The 20,915-nt window shown below is 61.2% G+C and carries 17 protein-coding genes; 6 read left to right on the top strand and 11 right to left on the bottom strand.

The genetic code is table 11. The features are described from left to right. Positions 1 to 459: 459 nt before the first annotated feature. Positions 460 to 1,806 carry a metalloprotease PmbA gene (pmbA, locus tag B3I26_RS26400; protein WP_296262249.1) on the bottom strand — a complete coding sequence of 449 codons (1,347 nt, stop codon included), beginning with the start codon at positions 1,804 to 1,806 and terminating at the stop codon, positions 460 to 462. Between the two features lie 93 nt (positions 1,807 to 1,899). On the opposite strand from pmbA, the gene yjgA reads away from it, so the two are divergent. Then, positions 1,900 to 2,421 carry a ribosome biogenesis factor YjgA gene (gene yjgA, locus B3I26_RS26405; protein WP_296262250.1) on the top strand — a complete coding sequence of 174 codons (522 nt, stop codon included), beginning with the start codon at positions 1,900 to 1,902 and terminating at the stop codon, positions 2,419 to 2,421. A 50-nt stretch (positions 2,422 to 2,471) separates the two neighbouring features. Here the strand turns inward: yjgA and tldD are convergent, their stop codons facing one another. From tldD to mreB, 9 genes are all read right to left on the bottom strand, one after another. Next, positions 2,472 to 3,911, bottom strand: coding sequence for a metalloprotease TldD (gene tldD, locus B3I26_RS26410; RefSeq protein ID WP_296262252.1), 1,440 nt, complete (start codon positions 3,909 to 3,911; stop codon positions 2,472 to 2,474). A gap of 2 nt (positions 3,912 to 3,913) precedes the next feature. Then, on the bottom strand, positions 3,914 to 4,765 hold the full coding sequence (locus B3I26_RS26415; RefSeq protein WP_296262253.1) for a carbon-nitrogen hydrolase family protein: 852 nt from the start codon (positions 4,763 to 4,765) through the stop codon (positions 3,914 to 3,916). Further along, positions 4,750 to 4,977, bottom strand: a complete 228-nt coding sequence (locus B3I26_RS26420; RefSeq protein ID WP_296262255.1) for a hypothetical protein — start codon at positions 4,975 to 4,977, stop codon at positions 4,750 to 4,752. Before B3I26_RS26420 ends, B3I26_RS26415 begins: the two co-directional genes overlap by 16 nt. Positions 4,978 to 5,033: 56 nt before the next feature. After that, the gene (locus tag B3I26_RS26425; protein ID WP_296262257.1) at positions 5,034 to 8,849 is read right to left on the bottom strand and encodes a YhdP family protein; all 3,816 of its coding nucleotides are present in this window, start codon (positions 8,847 to 8,849) and stop codon (positions 5,034 to 5,036) included. A gap of 201 nt (positions 8,850 to 9,050) precedes the next feature. Then, entirely contained in the window at positions 9,051 to 10,508 is a 1,458-nt protein-coding gene (gene rng / locus B3I26_RS26430; RefSeq protein WP_296262258.1) for a ribonuclease G, read from the bottom strand. After that, on the bottom strand, positions 10,505 to 11,116 hold the full coding sequence (locus B3I26_RS26435) for a Maf family protein (protein WP_296262260.1): 612 nt from the start codon (positions 11,114 to 11,116) through the stop codon (positions 10,505 to 10,507). The genes rng and B3I26_RS26435 overlap by 4 nt, the downstream gene beginning before the upstream one ends. A gap of 168 nt (positions 11,117 to 11,284) precedes the next feature. Further along, positions 11,285 to 11,776, bottom strand: a complete 492-nt coding sequence (gene mreD / locus B3I26_RS26440; RefSeq protein ID WP_296262261.1) for a rod shape-determining protein MreD — start codon at positions 11,774 to 11,776, stop codon at positions 11,285 to 11,287. After that, positions 11,776 to 12,900 carry a rod shape-determining protein MreC gene (mreC, locus tag B3I26_RS26445; RefSeq protein ID WP_409522041.1) on the bottom strand — a complete coding sequence of 375 codons (1,125 nt, stop codon included), beginning with the start codon at positions 12,898 to 12,900 and terminating at the stop codon, positions 11,776 to 11,778. Before mreC ends, mreD begins: the two co-directional genes overlap by 1 nt. Before the next feature lie 237 nt (positions 12,901 to 13,137). Next, the gene (gene mreB, locus B3I26_RS26450; protein ID WP_020292894.1) at positions 13,138 to 14,175 is read right to left on the bottom strand and encodes a rod shape-determining protein MreB; all 1,038 of its coding nucleotides are present in this window, start codon (positions 14,173 to 14,175) and stop codon (positions 13,138 to 13,140) included. Positions 14,176 to 14,381: 206 nt separating this feature from the next. Here mreB and gatC point away from each other — a divergent pair, with 206 nt between their 5' ends. The 5 genes from gatC (at position 14,382) to B3I26_RS26475 (ending at position 19,254) form a co-directional block, all read left to right on the top strand. Beyond that, the gene (gene gatC, locus B3I26_RS26455) at positions 14,382 to 14,669 is read left to right on the top strand and encodes an Asp-tRNA(Asn)/Glu-tRNA(Gln) amidotransferase subunit GatC (RefSeq protein WP_296262262.1); all 288 of its coding nucleotides are present in this window, start codon (positions 14,382 to 14,384) and stop codon (positions 14,667 to 14,669) included. A gap of 15 nt (positions 14,670 to 14,684) precedes the next feature. Further along, on the top strand, positions 14,685 to 16,136 hold the full coding sequence (gene gatA / locus B3I26_RS26460) for an Asp-tRNA(Asn)/Glu-tRNA(Gln) amidotransferase subunit GatA (protein WP_296262263.1): 1,452 nt from the start codon (positions 14,685 to 14,687) through the stop codon (positions 16,134 to 16,136). A gap of 11 nt (positions 16,137 to 16,147) precedes the next feature. Next, positions 16,148 to 17,593 (top strand): Asp-tRNA(Asn)/Glu-tRNA(Gln) amidotransferase subunit GatB, encoded by a 1,446-nt coding sequence (gatB, locus tag B3I26_RS26465; RefSeq protein WP_296262265.1) that lies wholly within the window; start codon positions 16,148 to 16,150, stop codon positions 17,591 to 17,593. Between the two features lie 191 nt (positions 17,594 to 17,784). Next, entirely contained in the window at positions 17,785 to 18,156 is a 372-nt protein-coding gene (locus B3I26_RS26470; protein ID WP_296262268.1) for a septal ring lytic transglycosylase RlpA family protein, read from the top strand. A 75-nt stretch (positions 18,157 to 18,231) separates the two neighbouring features. After that, positions 18,232 to 19,254, top strand: coding sequence for a calcium/sodium antiporter (locus tag B3I26_RS26475; RefSeq protein ID WP_409522038.1), 1,023 nt, complete (start codon positions 18,232 to 18,234; stop codon positions 19,252 to 19,254). 604 nt (positions 19,255 to 19,858) lie between these two features. Here the strand turns inward: B3I26_RS26475 and B3I26_RS26480 are convergent. Next, positions 19,859 to 20,800, bottom strand: a complete 942-nt coding sequence (locus B3I26_RS26480; protein ID WP_296262270.1) for an AEC family transporter — start codon at positions 20,798 to 20,800, stop codon at positions 19,859 to 19,861. Positions 20,801 to 20,915 lie beyond the last annotated feature (115 nt).

Consider the following 20,915-nt stretch of genomic DNA (forward strand, 5'->3'; position numbering starts at 1 on the left):
GGACTGATCTCAGCCTTGGCGAAAGCGGTCGATCGTCCGCACGCTCTGCCTGGGGATGCAGCTGAAATGCCAGGCACCTGCTTGCGATGGACGCAGAGCGTCCAGAGAGGTGTTACCACGCACAGCGTGGGAACAATCATCAATGGAGGTAGGGCCTCAGCGCTGGCGGAAGCTGTTGATCATTTCGCCCGCTCTGCGTGGGATTGTAGAAACGCCAGGCACCAACTTGCGATGGACGCAGAGCGTCCGGGGAGCTGTTACCACGCGCAGCGTGGGAACAATCAATGAGTGGGAACAATCCAGTCCTCGGTGGGAGCGTCCGGAGGCTACGACGGTGGCGAATGTGCTTTATCTGACACTCCGCCTTCGCCACCGTCGTAACCTGCGCAAGCTCCCACGAGCGTTTAGGATGGGCCGGTTAATGCGCAAAAAAAGGGAGTGCATTGATGGTAGGGAAACTCAGCTGCCCGCCACCATCATCTTCTCGATCAACACCGAACCGGTGCGAATGTTACTGCGCAGTTCCAGATCACTGCCAACGGCGACGATCTGCTTGAACATGTCGCGCATGTTGCCAGCAATGGTCACTTCCTGAACGGGGAACTGGATCTCGCCGTTTTCCACCCAGAACCCCGCCGCACCGCGTGAATAATCGCCGGTCACCATATTCAGCCCGCTGCCCATCAGTTCAGTGACTAGCAGGCCACGCCCCATTTGGCGGATCAGCGCCGCCTGATCTTCGGTGCCATGGGAGACGAACAGGTTATGCACGCCGCCCGCGTTCGCCGTGCTCGGCAGGCCCAGCTTGCGTCCCGAGTAAGTGCTGAGGATGTAAGACACCAGTTCGCCGTTTTCAACGAAGGGCTTGGCGTAGGTCGCCAAGCCATCACCGTCGAACGCCGAGCTGCCCATGGCACGCATCAGATGCGGGCGCTCATCGATGGTCATCCATTCTGGAAACAGACGCTGACCGATGGCACCTTCCAGAAACGAAGACTTGCGGTACAGGTTGCCGCCGGAAATCGCACCCAGGAAGCTGCCGAACAGACCGCCCGCCAGTTCAGCCGAAAACAGCACCGGGACCTCGCAGGTCGGCACCGGACGGGCACCCAGTCGGCTTGCCGCGCGCTCGGCGGCTTTCTGACCAATCAACCGGCCGTCCATCAGCAGTTCGCCCTGGCGGCTGACGTCGTACCAGTAATCGCGCTGCATCTGGCCGTCTTGCTCGGCGATCATCACGCAACTCAGGCTGTGACGGGTCGAAGCGTAGCCGCCGATGAAGCCGTGACTGTTGCCATACACGCGGCAGCCTTGATGCACGTTCAACGTGGTGCCATCGGCGTTCTTGATCCGGCTGTCAGCATCGAACGCTGCCGCTTCACAGGTCAGCGCGCGCTCGATCGCTTCTTCCGGGGTGATACTCCAAGGGTGGAAGAGGTCAAAGTCCGGTTGTTCCTTGGCCATCAACGCGGCGTCGGCAAGACCTGAACTCTCGTCTTCGGAGGTGTGTTTGGCGATGGCCAGCGCAGCGGCGACGGTTTCACGAATCGCGTCAGGACCGCTGGCCGAGGTGCTGGCAGAGCCTTTGCGCTGGCCAACATACAAGGTGATGCCGAAACCCTGATCGCGATTGAACTCGACCGTTTCCACTTCACGCTGGCGAACCGAGGTCGACAGCCCCTGATCCACCGATACGGCGACTTCGCAGGCCGTCGCGCCCTGACGCCTGGCTTCGGCGACGATTTGCTCAACCTGCTGTTGCAGTGCTGGCAAGGCCTGCGGGCCGACGCTTTCTGATGCACTCATGACTTACTCCATCAAATTCCGATTTCGGCAGCCGGGCCGGACAAGTGGCCCCTGACTGGTTATCATGGCGGCGTTTATTTGCGGACTGCCCCCATGGTTGATTCTTACGACGACTCCTTCGACGGAGAGAAAAGCAAAACCCAGATCAAAAAAGAGCTGCACGCTCTGGTGGATCTGGGCGAACGCTTGACGACATTCAAGCCCGATGTGCTGGCCAAGCTGCCGCTGACCGACGAATTGCGTCGGGCACTGGCCGATGCTCCAAAGCACACCGCGCACATCGCGCGCAAACGCCACATCTCGTTCATCGGCCGGCTGATGCGCGATCAAAACCTGGACGAGATCCTGGTCCTGCTCGATCAGCTCGACGCCTCCACGCGCCAGTACAACGAGCGCTTTCACAATCTGGAGCGCTGGCGCGATCGTCTGGTAACCGGTACTGACGAGGTGCTTGAACAGTTCGTCGTCGAATACCCGGAAGCCGACCGTCAGCACCTGCGCTCGCTGATCCGTCACGCCCAGCATGAGGCCAGGCAGAACAAGGCCCCAACCGCGACCCGAAAAATCTTCAAATACATCCGCGAACTGGACGAAACCAAGCGCGGACTGCGTTAAAGCTGCTGCGCCGGGTGACGTTCACCCGGCGCCAGCCCATCACTACCCGATCAAGCGCCTGTGCCACCGACGGTGATCGCATCGATCTTCAAGGTCGGCTGGCCCACCCCCACCGGCACTGACTGCCCGTCCTTGCCGCAAGTGCCCACGCCGCTGTCCAGCGACAGGTCGTTACCGACCATCGACACCCGGCTCATGCATTCAGGACCATTGCCAATCAGCGTCGCGCCTTTGACCGGCGTGGTGATTTTGCCGTCCTCGATCAAATAGGCTTCGCTGGTGGAAAAGACGAACTTGCCGCTGGTGATATCGACCTGACCGCCACCCAGGTTGGCGCAGTAGATGCCCTTCTTCACCGAGGCGATGATTTCCGCAGGATCGCTCTGGCCGCCGAGCATGTAGGTGTTGGTCATCCGCGGCATGGGCAGATGAGCGTATGACTCGCGGCGACCGTTGCCAGTGCGGGCAACGCCCATCAGCCGCGCGTTGAGCTTGTCCTGCATGTAGCCCTTGAGAACGCCGTTCTCGATCAGGGTGGTGCATTCGGTCCGGGTGCCTTCGTCGTCCACGCTCAGCGAACCGCGGCGACCGGCCAGGGTGCCGTCATCCACAATGGTGCAGAGTTTGGAAGCGACCATCTCACCCATGCGGCCGCTGTATGCCGAACTGCCCTTGCGGTTGAAGTCGCCTTCCAGGCCATGCCCGACGGCCTCATGCAGCAGCACGCCGGACCAGCCCGACCCCAGCACCACCGGCAGCGTGCCAGCTGGCGCGGGAATCGCCTCAAGATTGACCAGCGCCTGACGCAATGCCTCTCGGGCATAGCCCATGGCGCGGTCTTCGCCAAGGAAATAACGGTAATCGGTACGCCCGCCACCGCCGTGCCCCCCGCGCTCGCGACGACCGTTCTGCTCAACGATCACGCTGACGTTGAAGCGCACCAGTGGGCGAACGTCGGCAGCCAACCCGCCATCGGTGGAGGCGACAAGAATGCGCTCCCATACACCGGCCATGCTCACGGTAACCTGCTGAATGCGAGGGTCCAGCGCGCGGGTGGCGGCGTCGACACGCTTGAGCAACTCGACCTTTTCGGCACGAGTCATGACTTCCAGCGGATTATCCGGCGCATACAGTTGGGTGACATCTTGAGTAGTAAAGGCCTGCACGCGTCCATTCTGCCCGGCGCGGGAAATCGAACGGGCAGCGCGTGCTGCCTGGCTCAGTGCGTCGGGGGTGATCGCGTTGCTGTAGGCAAACCCGGTTTTCTCACCGGACTGCGCACGGACACCCACGCCCTGGTCGAGATTGAAACTGCCTTCCTTGACGATGCCGTCTTCCAGCGCCCAGGACTCGGAAATCTGGCCCTGGAAATACAGGTCAGCGGCGTCGATCCCGGGGCCGGCAAGCTCACCGAGCACCGATTGCAGGCTGTCGATGCTCAGGCCGCCTGGCGCCAGAAGGGGTTCGCTGACAGAGGACAAGTCGCTCATATTCACTCCGGGGTATTGGCAGGCCGCAAGGCGTCCTGCAAAAAAAATCGCCGGTGATTCGATACCGGCATTCGCGCCCGTATGGACGCTTGTTCTTCACTGTCTCGTTCGGCCAGCAGCACGGCTTCACCCTGCGCCTGCTCGGCCAACACACGGCCCCATGGATCTATGATCGCCGCGTGTCCAAATGTTTCTCTGGGTCCGGGGTGAACCCCACCCTGCGCGGCCGCCAGCAGGTAGCACTGGGTTTCAATGGCCCGCGCCCGGAGCAGAATCTCCCAGTGCGCCGCGCCGGTGACAGCGGTAAACGCCGAAGGCGCGGTAATCAACTCGGCCCCGGCTTCACGCAGGGCGGTGTACAACTCGGGAAAACGCAGGTCGTAACACACGCTCAGACCCAGTTTGCCCACCGGCGTGTCGGCGACCACCACATTGCTGCCATGAGCATAGTCATCGGACTCACGATAACGCCCACGCGCATCGGCCACGTCTACGTCGAACAGGTGCAGTTTGTCATAACGCGCCACCTGTTCGCCCTTATCGTCGACCAACAGCGAACACGCCGTGACTTTACCCTCTGGCCGGTCTTGGGGCGGCAGCGGCAACGTCCCGGCGACTATCCATAACTTGAGGTCGCGGGCAGCGAGTTTCAACCACGGCAGGATCGGTCCTTCGCCCAAAGCTTCGGCTCGGCCGATGGCCGCGATGTCGCGACGGCCCATGGCGGCGAAATTTTCCGGCAATACCGCAAGCGCAGCACCCGACGCTGCAACCTGTTCCAGCAGCCCACGAGCCTGGGCCAGATTGCCCTGCACGTCACTCTGGCTGACCATCTGAATCACAGCGAAGGACATACGTGCTCCTTGATCGATAGAACTGCACTGTGCGCAACAGACCACACCTGCTGCTGGCCGACAACCGCAGGAGTAAAGCTTGCTGACGATCCGCCGCGAACCGTCAGCAAACCCGACGTCGGGGTGGCTTCAGAAATACCGACCGCTCCAGGGTTGTTGCCGCCGCGCACCAAATCGTAGCCAAAGTGGAGCATCACTCCGGCAGCTTTCACGCCCTCCGGGCCGAAGCCACGTCAATGCATGACCGCGCTTCACCGGCCAGCCCCAACTACTGCGGTTTCTCGAACGGCTTGTCAAAGGTGATCTTGGGTTCTTTCCACGGGCCCTCGACCTTGTATTGCACGCTGGCAAAACGCGCCACGCGATCACCCAGCAGCTTGTCGACCAGGAACAGCGCGCCACCAATCGCCGGTGCGCCGACGATCAGCGCGGCGATCGGCAGGTTGTTGGTCACCGGCAGCGTCACCAGCAACTTGGCGTCGACGCGGTCGCGAACCATATCCAGCGTACCGTTAAGCTCCAGATTGCTCGACGGGCCGGTCATCGTGATCGGATCGCGGGTGACGTAGACCCCGTTGCTGGCAACGAGCAGTCCTTTGACCCGGTCATAGCTCAGGCCCTTGTCCAGCAAGTCCGAAAAGTCCAGGCGCAAGCGGCGGCCAATGGAGTTGAAATTAAGCAACCCGAACACCCTAAGGGCCTGGGCGCCGCCTTCCACTTCAACGAACTGACCGTTCTTCAGCGTCGCATCGAGACTGCCGGAATAACGCTTCAGTCCCACCCAAGCAGGCGAACCCGGCCAGCGGCCATCGGCGTTCATCTCGAACTCGCGACTGGTCACGGTGGGGGCGAAACCCCAGGCCTTCAACACGTCCCCCAGATTCTTGCCCGCCACTTGGCCCTTGAACCAGCTGCCAGTCGAACCCGGGGCGCCTTCCCAGCCGCCGCTGCCGATCAGCGAGATGCCCTTGAGGCCAAGGTCCATGTCATTGAGCTGAATACCTTTAGCGGTCGGTCGGACCTTGAGCGACCAGGCACCGATCAACTGGTCGCCCTGAAACAGCTGAGTGATTTTGACGTTCAGCGCCGGAATATTGCGCGGGTCAACGTCGGCCAGAGGATCAGGGGCATTCTCCACGACAACGGGTTTGGGGTCCGCTGCGGGCAAACGCACATACAGCAGATTGACGTCAGCCGGTGTGGTTTTGTTATCCGGCAACGTCGCCGTGCCCTTGAGCTTGGTGCTGTCCAGCGACAGGCCCCAACCGGCATCGCTGCGCTTGAGCTGGACATTGGCTTGATCCAGCGTCGTGCCCATCGCAGTCAGTTTGCCGATTTGCAGATCGACGCTGTTGACCAGTTGCTTGGCACTGCCGCCCGGATCATTACCCGCATAACGCTCGACCATCGCCTGCCACGGCGCGATGTCCAGAGCGGCGAGCGAACCGCGCACGCGCAGCCCCTTGCCGTCAGGAACGATCGCCCCACCCTGGCCCAGGAACAATTCGCCGCGCCCGTCGCCCATCTTGTTAGCGGGTGCCGCGAAGGCAAGATTTGCCAGATTGCCGTAGCCGACCGTGATGCGCCGCTCGGGGCCTTGCAAATTCATGCGCAAATCGGTGTCACGGGTCTCACCGGCGGTTTTGCCGAAAGGCGCGGGCAGATCGACCGCTACGCCTTTGAGGCTGGAATTGATCTGCAACGGGCTGTCTGCGCCATTGAGGGTCAATTGCAGTTGATAAGGCAGGTCACCAGACACTGGCAGCGGCTGGGTGACATTCAACCAGTCGGTCAGGCGCTTGGTGGCGATCTGGCTGCTGGCGTTGATACGTGTCACCGGCGCACCCGGTCTGCCTTCGGCAAATATTTCGGCAGAGACCGGTTTGTCGAAGGCCGTGGCCTTGATGTTCTTGCCGCTCAGGCCCTTATCGTAGTCAAAGCGGAAATTACCTTTGAGCTGAGTCAGGTCGAGCACCGGGTCAGCCAGCTTCAAACGCGCGCCGTCGGTGTTGAAATCCACTACGACCTTCGGCTCCTGGCCCTTGACCAGTGGAATGTCCAGGTTGATATGCCCCTGCAGCGGCCCCTCGGCCTGCCACCCAGCAAACGTCTGCGCGGTACCGATGGGCGCCTCCTGCAGAATCTTCATGCCGTCCTTCAGGCTGCCGTCGAAGTCACCGTCTACCAATAGATGACTGGCCTGCCCGGTGGCGACATGAGGCACATCCACGGCGACGTCATGCACTTGGGTGCCCAGCAACTGGCCTTTGCTAGCACGGATGCGCACGCCGCTGTTTTCCACGAACACATTGCCGTCCACACCGGTCAGCTGCGGCCAGTCCGGCTGGAACGCGAGATTAGCATCGCGCACTTTGAAGAACAGGCTGATCACCCGCGCTACATCCGGCGCATCGTGATTAAGCGAGCCCTGATACTGGAAAAAGCTCTGATCGACATGACCACTGAGAATCGCGGTGCGCAGCCACTCGTCCAGCGCCGGGCTGAGGACTGAGGGCAGGTACTTGGAGGTGTAGCGACCGTCGGCATCGACCAGTCCGACGCGCAGGTCCATGTAGTCCTCCTGGCTCTGATCGAAGTGCAGGCGGATCAGAAAGTCGCTGGCAATCTTGCCCTCATCACCAACCACCTTGATGTAAGGGGCGATGAGGGTGAAACCCTGATCATCCAGGGCCCAGGTCAGACGTGCATCGGCATGGTGATAATTCCAGGCGTTCTTGAAGATCGGGTCAAGATGCAGCATGAAGTCGTCGGTGTTCAGACGCAGTTCGCCTTGGCCCAGATCGCCACTGATCGCTCCGCTGACGTTTCCAGCGGCAGGCGCACCGTGATAAGCGTGAAATCCCACCTTGTCCAGGTTGGCCGCGAAGCTCAGGCGCTTGGCGCCCTCGGCTTGCGGGCGGTAATCGACCAGAACATTGCGCATGCCACCCGTGACTTTCAGGTGATCGAGCACCACCATCAGCTTGTCGGGCAGTGGCGCCAGCGAATCCAGCAATGGCGTAACCGGCGTCAGATCCAGTCGATCGGCCTGTGCGTGCCATAACTCTTCGCTATTGCTGATAGCCGCCGTTTGCTTGAGTTGAAGGCGGGTTTCCCAACGCTTGCTGGCGATGTCCATCGCCAGAGAATCCAGCGACAAGGTGAACCCCGAGGCATCCCGCTGAAACCAGGCGTTTAGCGCTAGATTGTCGATTTTCGCGGCCTTGCGATCGGCGTACGCACCTTTGAATTGCGGCGCGTTGACCCGGGCCGCTGCCGATTGCAGATTGCCCTTGCCCCAGGTCAACCAGAATTCCCCGCCGGCCTTGAGGCTGTTGATTTTCCAGTCGCGGGTCACGCTCTTTGGCAACCACTTGGACCATTCGCTCTGCGGCAGGCTCAGATACGCCTCAGCCTCGGCATCGCGCCAGGCCTCTGCGCGTATTCGAGAACGCACGTTCAGCGACAGCGGTTGGCCATCGGGTAGCGTCACTCGCGCATCCAGACGCTGATGAAAACGCCCGGTCTTGAGCGTCATGCTGGCGTAAGTCAGGGTCAGTGGCGCTTGTTCATAGGGCTCAAAGGTGATCTGGCTGTCGAACAATGACAGCGTCGAGACCATTTGCATCCGGGTCAGAATCTGTTCGGGGTCAAACGACTGGTCTTCACGCACTGGCATGCCCTGCAGCGCCCAATGGCCATCCTTGTCTTCCTTGAGTCCCACTTGCAGCCCATCGAGTTCGAGCCGGGCGATGCGCACTTGACGCGCTTTGAGACTGGCCCAGAGGTCGGGCACCGCGCGAACCTGATCAAGGCGCACGGACGTCGAGCCCTGGCCGACCATCACGTCGCGCGCCACGAAGATCGGTGCAAAACCGCTCCAACTGCCTTCAAGGCGACCGATGCTGACCGGCATGCCGACGGCGGCCTGTGCCTTGCTTTCGATGTCGGCGCGGTACTCGGCGACCATTGGTGCCAACTGACGCCCAACGCTGACGTACAGCGCGATCAACACCAACGCCAGCGCACACAGACTCAGACCCCAGCGTGTCAACGGGCCGAGGATTCGCATTACACGCTCCATGTCGCCCAGCCTCCAGGCAATGAGCCTGCAGACAGCATCCGATTCATTCGTGCAGTCAGGGGAAGGTCCCGGAAAAGCTCAATTGCCACGCATCATTCTCTTTGGAGGGCATCGCTGCCGTTGGCCCCTCGGGCTCTTTTCTATCGGTTCGATAACGCACGAAGCACGGCGCGGTGCTTTCAGGCAACGTTTTGAGCAAAATCAGAGCAGCACGACGTCATATTGTTCCTGCGAATACATGGTTTCGACCTGAAAGCGAATGGTACGACCGATGAACACCTCAAGCTCGGCCACGTTGCCGGACTCTTCATCCAGCAGCCGGTCGACCACTTTCTGGTTGGCCAGCACCCGATAGCCGATCGCCTGATAGGCGCGCGCCTCGCGCAGAATCTCGCGAAATATCTCGTAGCAGATGGTTTCCGGCGTCTTTAGCTTGCCGCGCCCCTGGCAACAGCTGCACGGCTCGCACAAGACCTGTTCGAGGCTTTCACGGGTGCGCTTGCGGGTCATCTGCACCAGACCCAGCTCGGTGATGCCGATGATGTTGGTCTTGGCGTGATCGCGCTCCAGTTGCTTTTCCAGCGTACGCAAGACCTGGCGTTGGTGCTCGCCGTCTTCCATGTCAATGAAGTCGATGATGATGATCCCGCCCAGGTTGCGCAGGCGCAGCTGGCGGGCAATGGCAGTCGCCGCTTCCAGGTTGGTCTTGAAGATGGTCTCTTCGAGATTGCGATGGCCGACGAACGCGCCGGTGTTGACGTCGATGGTGGTCATCGCTTCAGCCGGGTCGATCACCAGATAGCCGCCGGACTTGAGCGGCACTTTGCGCTCCAGAGCCTTCTGGATTTCGTCTTCGACGCCATAGAGATCGAAAATCGGCCGTTCGCCAGGGTAGTGCTCCAGGCGGTCGGCAATTTCCGGCATCAGCTCGGCGACGAACTGGGTGGTTTTCTGGAACGTCTCCCGGGAATCGATCCGGATCTTTTCGATACGCGGGGTGACCAGATCGCGCAGGGTACGCAGGGCCAGGCCCAGGTCTTCATAGATGACGCTGGCCGGGTTGATGGTTTTGATCTGCTCGCCGATCTGATCCCACAGGCGACGCAGGTAGCGGATGTCCATCATGATCTCGTCAGCACCGGCGCCCTCGGCCGCCGTGCGCAGGATAAAACCGCCCTTCTCCTTGATCCCTTCCTTGGCGACGCAGTCGCTGACCACCTGCTTGAGCCGCTCGCGCTCGGTTTCATCCTCGATTTTCAAGGAGATCCCGACATGCGCGGTGCGTGGCATGTACACCAGATAGCGCGACGGGATGGACAGCTGCGTGGTCAGGCGTGCGCCTTTGCTGCCGATAGGGTCTTTGGTGACCTGCACCACCAGGCTCTGACCTTCATGCACGAGCGAGCTGATGGTCTCAACCGCAGGCCCCTCGCGCATTGAGATTTCCGAGGCGTGGATAAAGGCCGCGCGATCCAGGCCGATGTCGATGAATGCCGCCTGCATCCCAGGCAGCACGCGCACAACTTTGCCTTTGTAGATATTGCCGACGATCCCGCGACGCTGGGTCCGTTCGACGTGCACTTCCTGCAAAACCCCGTTCTCGACGACGGCCACGCGCGACTCCATCGGCGTGATGTTGATCAGAATCTCTTCACTCATGGCTTGTCACCTTCCAGGCATTGCCAACAGGGTATGCCGAAACGCTGCAAGATTTCTGCGGTTTCGCACAACGGCAAGCCGACCACGGCGGAATAACTGCCAGTAAGGTTTTCCACGAACACCGCGCCCAGCCCCTGAATGCCGTAACTGCCTGCCTTGTCCTGGGGCTCGCCACTGGCCCAGTAGGCGCGGGCTTGCGCCGGAGAGATCGCACGAAACCGCACGCGACTGCTGACCACACGGGTTTCGCAATGGCGCTCGTCAATGACGGCGATGGCGGTCAGCACCTCATGTTCGCGATCGGACAAGGCGGCAAGCATGGCCAGGGCTTCGGCTTCGTCGGCAGGTTTGCCGAGAATGCGGCCATCCAGCACCACGGCGGTATCGGCGCCCAGCACGCAGGCGGTGGGGTAGGCAGGATCGTTTGCCAACTGGAGCAGACCGGCATCGGCCTTGCCACGGGCCAGACGCTCGACATACGCGGTCGGGGTTTCGTTCTTGAGCGGGGTTTCGTCGATATCCGCGCTCAAGGCAGTGAACGGCACGCCGATCTGGGTCAGCAATTCACGACGGCGCGCAGAGCCGGAGGCGAGAAGAAGTTGGGGCATGGGACGTCTCCGTGTCAGTAATCACAAGCTTAGGCGAACCTGAAAGTTGTGGATGCCTTGCCCTGTGGCCGCACGGCTTGCTGGCAGTGGCAACCTGGACATCGCCACCGCCGGCAAACCGGACTGCTACAGGTTTCGCTGTGCGCCAGCGGGCCGAAATCCAGTGGCTCAATTTATCCTCAAACGCGACCGCAATCCGCGCAGCCCGTAACTGACCCACGGCCAGAGCAGCGCGCTGACCAAGGCCGGCAGTACCAGCGCCAGGGTCGGCTGACGGTTGCCGGTCAAGGCACTGAGCCACAACTGGACCAGTTGCGCGAGACCAAAGATCACCAGAATCACCAGACATTGCTGCCACATCGGGAACATGCGCAAACGCTGTTGCAGCGACAGCACCAGAAAGGTAATCAGCGTCAGGATCAATGCATTCTGTCCCAGCAACGTGCCATAGAGCACATCTTCGGCCAAGCCCAACATCCACGCAGTGACCATGCCGATCTTGTGCGGCAGTGTCAGCGCCCAGAATGCAAGTAGCAGCGCGAGCCACAGCGGACGGAAGATTTCCATGAACTGCGGCAGCGGAGAAACGCTGAGCAGCAGGCCGATGGCAAAGGTCAGCCAGACCACCCAGCCATTTCGTGCAGGAGCATGACGAACCATTATTCCTCCCTCTCACGCGGGGCCGCTGGAGCAGCCACCGGTTTAGTCGCCGCGGGCTTTGCCTGCGGCCTGGCGGCGGGCTTGCTCACGGCAGGCTTGGCAGGCGGCGCGGCCGGTGTTGCGGCAGGCGCAGGGGCAGCCGCCGGAGCGGATGAGGTGCCGTGACCGGTCGTGCCAGGTTTGGGCACGGTGGCAGGGACGACCGGTTTGTTGGGGGTCGCCGCAGGGGTTGCGCCGGGCACCGTCGCCGACGGTACTGCGGAAGGGTCGGCGGCCTGACGGTCCAGCGACTCTTGCTGCTGCGCGGCGTCAGCAGCGCGCTCCTCGGGCGAGCGGCCATCAGAAAAGACCAGCAACAGATAACGGCTTCGGTTCAGCGCGGCAGTCGGCACCGCTCGCACAATGGCAAAGGGTTGGCCGGAATCGTGAATCACTTCCTTGACCGTCGCCACTGGATAACCCGCCGGGAAACGCTGCCCCAAGCCGGAACTCACCAGCAGGTCGCCTTCTTTGATGTCTGCGGTATCAGCCACGTGGCGCAACTCCAGACGCTCCGGATTGCCGGTGCCGCTGGCGATCGCCCGCAGGCCGTTGCGATTCACCTGCACAGGGATGCTATGGGTGGTGTCGGTGAGCAGCAGCACGCGGGAGGTGTAGGGCATCAACTCGACGACCTGCCCCATCAAACCGCGCGCATCGAGCACCGGCTGACCCAGTACTACCCCGTCGCGCTCACCCTTGTTGATGATGATGCGATGGGTGAAGGGGTTGGGGTCCATGCCGATCAATTCGGCCACTTCGACCTTCTCGTTGACCAGCGCGGACGAGTTCAGCAACTCGCGCAGCCGTACGTTTTGCTCGGTCAATGCCGCCAGTTTTTGCAGGCGGCCCTGGAGCAGCAGGTTCTCGGTCTTGAGTTTTTCGTTCTCGGCGGCAAGCTCGGTGCGACTGCCGAACTGACTGGCAACGCCCTGATACAAGCGCTCGGGCAGATCGGCGATCCAGTAGGACTGCATCAGCACCAGTGACATCTGGCTGCGTACAGGCTTGAGCAGCGTGAAGCGCGCGTCCACTACCATGACGGCCACGGAAAGGACGACCAGCACCAGCAGACGAACGCCCAGCGACGGGCCCTTTGAGAAAAGCGGTTTAATGGGCCGCTCCTTCCAGGAAGGCTTGTGTTTGGCTGTGCTTATTCATGCGACATGAAACCGGCCTGGTGCGGATTGATGGAAATAAGGAGTGCCAGACTTGCAGCATCGAGCTTTCAGTACAGCAGCAGGACATCAGCAGATCAAACACGAGCAGGCAGCACCGCAAAGTGCCGCCCGTTCAGCTCAACACAGTAGCAATCCGGCGACTTATTCGCTGGAGAGCAGGTCCATGGTGTGCTTGTCCATCATTTCCAGCGCACGACCACCGCCACGCGCAACGCAAGTCAGCGGGTCTTCGGCGACGATCACCGGCAGGCCGGTTTCCTGGGCCAGCAGTTTGTCCAGATCACGCAGCAGCGCGCCGCCACCGGTCAGCACCAGACCGCGCTCGGCGATGTCCGAGGCCAGCTCCGGAGGCGATTGCTCCAGCGCGCTCTTGACCGCCTGGACGATGGTTGCCAAAGATTCCTGCAACGCCTCCAGCACTTCGTTGGAGTTCAGGGTGAAGGCCCGTGGCACGCCTTCGGCCAGGTTACGACCGCGTACGTCGACTTCACGCACTTCGCCGCCCGGGTAGGCCGTGCCGATTTCCTGCTTGATGCGCTCTGCGGTGGACTCGCCGATCAGGCTGCCGTAGTTACGACGGACATAGGTGATGATCGCTTCGTCGAAGCGGTCGCCACCGACGCGAACGGACTCGGCATAGACGACGCCATTGAGCGAGATCAGAGCGATTTCGGTGGTACCGCCACCAATGTCGACGACCATCGAGCCGCGGGCTTCTTCTACCGGCAGGCCGGCGCCGATGGCAGCAGCCATTGGTTCTTCGATCAGGAATACTTCACGTGCGCCTGCACCCAGCGCCGATTCGCGAATGGCGCGACGCTCAACCTGAGTGGATTTGCACGGTACGCAGATCAGCACGCGCGGGCTTGGCTGCAAGAAACTGTTTTCGTGAACCTTGTTGATGAAATACTGCAGCATCTTTTCGCACACGCTGAAGTCGGCGATTACGCCGTCTTTCATCGGGCGAATGGCCGCGATGTTGCCCGGGGTACGGCCCAGCATACGCTTGGCTTCCATCCCGACAGCAACAACGCTCTTCTGATTTCCGTGGGTCCGGATGGCCACAACCGATGGCTCGTTCAGGACAATACCGCGCTCACGCACGTAAATAAGGGTGTTGGCAGTGCCCAGGTCGATGGAAAGATCACTGGAAAACATGCCACGCAGTTTCTTGAACATGGGAAAGGGACCCTAGGGAACGCGTGGGTAAAAAAGTGCGGCAAACTCTAACAACGACAGGGATTTTGGGCAAGGAGCCAATATGCTAAATTGGCGGTTTTCCGAGCGCTACCCTCGACGATCGCGGCGTTATGACCGTTTAAATCGCGTAGTGTTCCGCAATCTGACGTACGGCGCATTCCGTATGCATTCCACTGGAGAACCCCATGGCGCTTGATCGCTCCGACGTGGAAAAAATCGCTCATCTGGCCCGACTGGGCCTCAATGACGCCGATATCCCGCGTACTACTGAAGCACTGAACAGCATTCTCGGGCTGGTCGACCAAATGCAGGCGGTCGACACCACCGGCATCGAACCTCTGGCGCACCCGCTTGAAGCCTCGCAACGCCTGCGTGAAGACGTGGTCAGCGAGGCCAATCACCGCGAATCCTATCAAGCCATCGCACCAGCGGTCGAAGACGGCCTTTATCTGGTTCCGAAAGTCATCGACTAAGGGAATGAGCCTGCAATGCATCAAATGACTCTGGCCGAGATCGCTCGCGGACTCGCCGAAAAAAAGTTTTCTTCCGAAGAACTGACCGGCACCCTGCTGGCGCGCATCGCGCAGCTGGACCCACAGGTCAACAGCTTCATTTCCGTGACCGAGGACCTGGCTATTACCCAGGCCCAGGCTGCCGACGCCCGCCGTGCGGCAGGCGAGAACGGCGCACTGCTGGGCACCCCGCTGGCGCATAAAGACCTGTTCTGCACCCAAGGCATCCGCACCAGCTGCGGCTCGAAGATGCTCGACAATTTCAAGGCGCCGTATGACGCCACCGTCGTCGCCAAACTGGCTGCTGCAGGCACAGTGACGCTGGGCAAGACCAACATGGACGAATTCGCCATGGGTTCGGCCAACGAGTCCAGCCACTATGGTGCGGTAAAAAATCCGTGGCACCTGGAGCACGTTCCGGGCGGCTCATCCGGCGGTTCGGCTGCGGCTGTCGCTGCGCGCCTGCTGCCTGCCGCGACCGGCACCGACACCGGCGGTTCGATTCGCCAGCCTGCTGCGCTGACCAACCTCACCGGTTTGAAGCCGACTTATGGCCGGGTTTCACGCTGGGGCATGATTGCCTACGCGTCGAGCCTGGATCAGGCCGGGCCGATGGCACGCACTGCCGAAGACTGCGCGCTGCTGCTGCAAGGCATGGCCGGCTTCGACGCCAACGACTCCACCAGCATCGACGAACCGGTGCCGGACTACAGCGCCAGCCTCAACGATTCGCTGCAAGGTTTGCGCATCGGCGTGCCGAAGGAGTACTTCGGCGCGGGCCTGGACCCACGCATCGCCGATCTGGTCATGGCCAGCGTCGAAGAACTTAAAAAGCTCGGTGCGGTGGTCAAGGAAGTCAGCCTGCCGAATCTGCAACACGCGATCCCTGCCTACTATGTGATTGCTCCCGCAGAGGCCTCTTCCAACCTGTCGCGTTTCGACGGCGTGCGCTTCGGCTATCGCTGCGAAGACCCCAAAGACCTGACCGACCTATACAAGCGCTCCCGTGGCGAAGGCTTTGGTCCTGAGGTGCAGCGCCGGATCATGGTCGGTGCCTATGCCCTGTCTGCCGGTTACTACGACGCTTATTACGTGCAGGCGCAGAAGATTCGTCGCCTGATCAAGAACGACTTTATGAACGCGTTCAAGGACGTCGACGTGATCCTCGGCCCGACCACGCCGAACCCGGCCTGGAAGATCGGCGCCAAGAATGCCGATCCGATCGCCGAATACCTCGAAGACTTCTACACCATCACCGCCAACCTCGCAGGCCTGCCGGGCCTGTCGATGCCAGCCGGCTTCGCCGACGGCTTGCCGGTGGGCGTGCAGTTGCTCGCGCCGTACTTCGAGGAAGGCCGCCTGCTTAATGTCGCTCACCAATATCAGTTGGTAACCGACTGGCACACCCGCTCGCCGGCCGGCTTCTAAGGAGAAAACATATGCAATGGGAAGTCGTCATCGGGCTGGAGATTCACACCCAGCTCACCACCCAATCGAAGATTTTCTCCGGTAGCGCCACCACGTTCGGCTCCGCGCCCAACACTCAGGCCAGCCTCATCGACCTGGGCATGCCCGGCACGCTGCCAGTGCTGAACAAGGAAGCCGTGCAGATGGCGGTCAAGTTCGGCTTGGCCATCGACGCCGAAATCGGCCAGCACAACGTGTTCGCCCGCAAGAACTACTTCTACCCGGATCTGCCGAAGGGCTATCAGATCAGCCAGATGGAATTGCCGATCGTTGGCAAAGGCCACCTGGACATCACGCTGGAAGACGGCACCATCAAGCGTATTGGCGTGACTCGCGCGCACCTTGAGGAAGACGCCGGCAAGAGCCTGCACGAAGACTACAGCGGCATGACCGGGATCGACCTGAACCGCGCTGGCACGCCGCTGCTGGAAATCGTTTCCGAACCGGAGATGAGTTCGGCGAAGGAAGCGGTTGCCTACGTCAAGGCCATGCACGCGCTGGTGCGTTACCTGGGCATCTGCGACGGCAACATGGCCGAAGGCTCGCTGCGCTGCGACTGCAACGTGTCGATTCGGCCAAAAGGCCAGGTCGAGTTCGGCACCCGCTGCGAGATCAAGAACGTCAACTCATTCCGTTTCATCGAGAAGGCGATCAACAGCGAGATCCAGCGCCAGATCGACCTGATCGAAGACGGCGGCAAGGTCATCCAGCAAACCCGCCTGTACGACCCGAACACCAACGAAACCCGCGCCATGCGCAGCAAGGAAGAAGCCAACGACTACCGTTACTTCCCCGACCCTGACCTGCTGCCGGTGATCATCGAGGATTCGTTCCTGGAGCAGACCCGCGCCACCCTGCCGGAATTGCCGCCGCAGAAGCGCGAGCGCTTTCAGTCGCAATTTGGTCTGTCGCTTTACGATGCCAGCGTGCTGGCCTCCAGCCGCGAACAGGCGGATTACTTTGAGAAGGTAGTAAGCATCGGCGGTGACGCGAAGCTTGCCGCCAACTGGGTCATGGTCGAACTGGGTTCGCTGTTGAACAAGCAAGGCGTGGAAATCGACGAATCGCCAGTCAGCGCCGAGCAACTGGGCGGCATGCTGCTGCGCATCACCGATAACACCATCTCCGGCAAGATTGCCAAGATGGTGTTCGAGGCGATGGCCAACGGTGAAGGCAGCGCTGATGAAATTATCGAGCAGCGCGGCCTGAAGCAAGTGACCGACAGCGGCGCCATCGAGTCGATTCTCGATGACATGCTGAAAGCCAATGCCGAGCAGGTCGAACAGTACCGCGCGGCTGATGAAGCCAAGCGTGGCAAAATGTTCGGTTTCTTCGTCGGGCAAGCCATGAAAGCGTCCAGAGGCAAGGCCAACCCGCAGCAGGTCAACGAGTTGCTCAAGCGCAAGCTGGAAGGATGAGGCAGGTCGCCTTGGACTGAACTGTAGGAGCGTGGCTTGTCCCGCGATCGGCTGCATCGCAGTCGCAAGATCGGTAAACGCGCTACGTCTGTACGTCGTGCATATGCCGATTTTGCTGCCGCTTCGCAACCGATACGGGACACGCCGCGCTCTTACAGGGCTATGCGAACTTTCCTACAGGACTTTGACCCATGCGGCGGCTCCTAGGCGCTTTTGCGCTGCTCTCTTTGCTGGCCGGTTGCGCCAGTGACGGCATCATTGATCCTCACGGCTACAATGCCACCGGCACCGCGTCGTATTACGGCTCGCGTCATCAAGGCAAACGCACCGCCAGCGGTGACCGCCTGGACCAGAACGCCCTGACTGCCGCCCATCGCCAGTTGCCATTCGGCACCCGCGTGCAAGTCACCAACCTGGACAATGACCGCAAGGTGGTTGTCCGCATCAACGATCGAGGCCCGCATACGCGCGGACGATTGATCGACGTATCCCGTGCAGCCGCCGAGCAATTGGGTATGCTGCGTAGTGGAACCGCCCAAGTGCGCGTTCAAGCTCTTGACTGAAAGGTGCCCTGAATTCTCGCCCTATCGACCCTGCCACTGCCCACGCTAATCGAGCTGACCGGTGGCCTGCTGCTGATGATCATCGGTGCCGAACTCTCGGTGCGTGCTGCCGTGGTGCTGGCCGTCCTGCTGAAAACCCGCCCGTTGTTCCTCGGCCTGACCGTCGTCGCCCTGGGCAGTAGCGCGCCGCAGATGGCCGTCGGCTTGCAGGCCGCATTGACCGACAGCACCGACATTGCCGTCGGCAGCGTGATCGGCAGCAACATCTTCAATATTCTGGTGACCCTCGGCCTGTCGGCGCTGATCATCCCCTTGCGCGTGGCCCGGCAACTGGTACGGGTTGACCTGCCACTCATGATCGGCGCCACGGCGCTGGTCACCGGGCTGGCCTGGAACGGCGTGCTGAGTGTGGTGGACGGAGTAATTTTGCTGATTGCCATGGCCTGCTACCTGGCCGTCGTGGTGCGGCAGTTTGCCCATGGCGCGCGGCATTTCAGCACGCCTGAGCCCAACCTACGGCGCAGGGCGAGGCCCATCCTTGGGCGCCTGGCGTTGATGGGCTGTGGGCTGGCGCTGTTGATCCTGGGGAGCCACCTACTCGTCGGGGCTGCGGTGATGGTCGCGCAGGACCTGGGATTGTCGGAACGCGTGATCGGCTTGACCGTGATCGCCTGCGCCACCTCCCTCCCCGCCTTGACGACTTCGCTGATTGCCGCGCTTCGCGGGGAACGGGATATCGCCGTCGGCAACATCATCGGCAGCAACCTGTTCAACTTGCTCGGTGTGCTCGGAATCACTTCGCTGATCGCCTCCGGACCGCTGTCTATTTCGCCCAACGCGCAAGACTTCGACCTGCCGGTGATGCTGGGTGTCGCTGTGCTGTGCCTGCCGCTGTTTTACTCGGGGTATCGGATTACCCGGCTGGAAGGACTGCTGTTGCTGGGGCTTTATGCGGTATATGGGCTGCACATCGTCTCGTTCACCACCGGCATGCCATTGGCGGGGCGGCTGGAGCGGTTGATGATTCATTACGCGTTGCCAGTGCTGGCAGTGGGGGTTTTGATCAGCACGTTCAGAGCATGGCGGCGGCAGCACTGAGCGAGTTGCTTTCGATTTTGCCCGGAGGGCGTGAGAGCCCTGCGTTTGAGCGGCGTGCTGAGAGGCAGCAGTCAACTCATACACCCCGCTGCGTCAGCCCTACCACAATGTCAGCGATTGCAGCCGGTCTCCGGCAATAAGTCCTGCAACCTCGGTACATCTGAATAAACGAAGTCGGATGGTTTGCTGCCGCTGCGCGCCAGATCGCGAGCAAGCAACGCTCCTACGCCCTGCGGGCAGAAGCGATGGGCGTGGTGTTCGATGCGCATGTCACCGCAAGTCCGATGTTGCCGCCGCTGCACGCCAGGTCGCCGGCAAGCAACGCTCCTGCGCCCTGCGGGCAGAAGCGAGGGGCGTGGTGTTCGGTGTGCATGTCACCGCAAGTCCGATGTTGGCGCCACTGCACGCCAGATCGCGAGCAAGCAACGCTCCTACGCCCTGCGGGCAGAAGCGAGGGGCGCGGTGTTCGGTGTGCATGTCACCGCAAGTCCGATGTTGCCGCCGCTGCACGCCAGGTCGCCGGCAAGGCCGCCAAGGGCTGCAGGGATCGCCTTTGATTCTGGCCGTTCGCCGCGGGCAAAGGCGTCTCGTCCGGCGGGTGGACTTAAATCCAACCGCCCCACTGCAAAATGAAGATCCCGATATTGGTGGTCACTGCGGCCGCCAAAGTGGTCATGACGATGATGGATGCCGCCAGCGCGTGGTTGCCTTCTGCAGCGCGAGCCATGACGAAGCTGGCCGATGCCGTCGGCGCGCCAAAGTACAGAAACAAAATGCCAAGTTCGGCGTGACGGAAACCCAATAACCACGCGCCGAGGGTACAGAGAAGCGGCAGCCAGACCATCTTCATCATGCTCGCGCTGATCGCCAGCCCACCGCTCTCACGCAGCGACTTCAACGACAGCGTGCCGCCGATGCACATCAGTGCCAGCGGCAGGGTCATTTGCGCCAGGTAGCTGCCGGACGTGTCCAGCCATTTCGGCAGGCCGATACCGAAGTACGCAAACGGGGTCGCCGCCACGATGCTGATGATCAGCGGGTTGGCCAGCACGCTTTTGCAGATGCTCCACGGGTCTGACTTGATCACCGGGCTGTAGACCGCCAGCACCACCGTGGAGAGGGTGTTGTAGAACAGGATCACCAGTGCGGCGAGGATCGCTCCAAGGGAAATGCCGTAGTCGCCATACATGCTCGCCGCCAGCGCCAGGCCGATGACACCGTTATTACCGCGAAACGCGCCCTGTACGTAGATGCCGCGCTCGATGAAAGGCACACGATAGATCGCCCAGCCCCAGACCAGGGCGAAGCCCACCAGCGTTGCGATGATGAAATAGATCAATACAGCCGGCTGCAGCGCCGCATGCAGGTCGGCGTGGATGATCCCCAGGAACAGCAGCGCAGGCATGGTGCAGTTGAACACCAGCGAGGAGGCGGTGTGAATGAAGCTATCGTTGATCCAGCCCACCCGCTTGAGCACCACGCCCAGAAACAGCATGGCGAATACCGGTGCGGTGATGTTCAGCGTTTCCCAAAAAATTGCCAGCATGCACGCCAAACCCTGAGCCGTCGTTAGGTGGCTAATGATAGGCCAGCGACGGGGCAAGTGTTATCGGCAAATGCAGAGTTATCGTACAACTGCCCGATTATTACCCTTGCAGAAG

This window comes from Pseudomonas sp. UBA5706 (genome assembly GCF_002419965.1).
In the GTDB taxonomy this organism is placed as follows: domain Bacteria; phylum Pseudomonadota; class Gammaproteobacteria; order Pseudomonadales; family Pseudomonadaceae; genus Aquipseudomonas.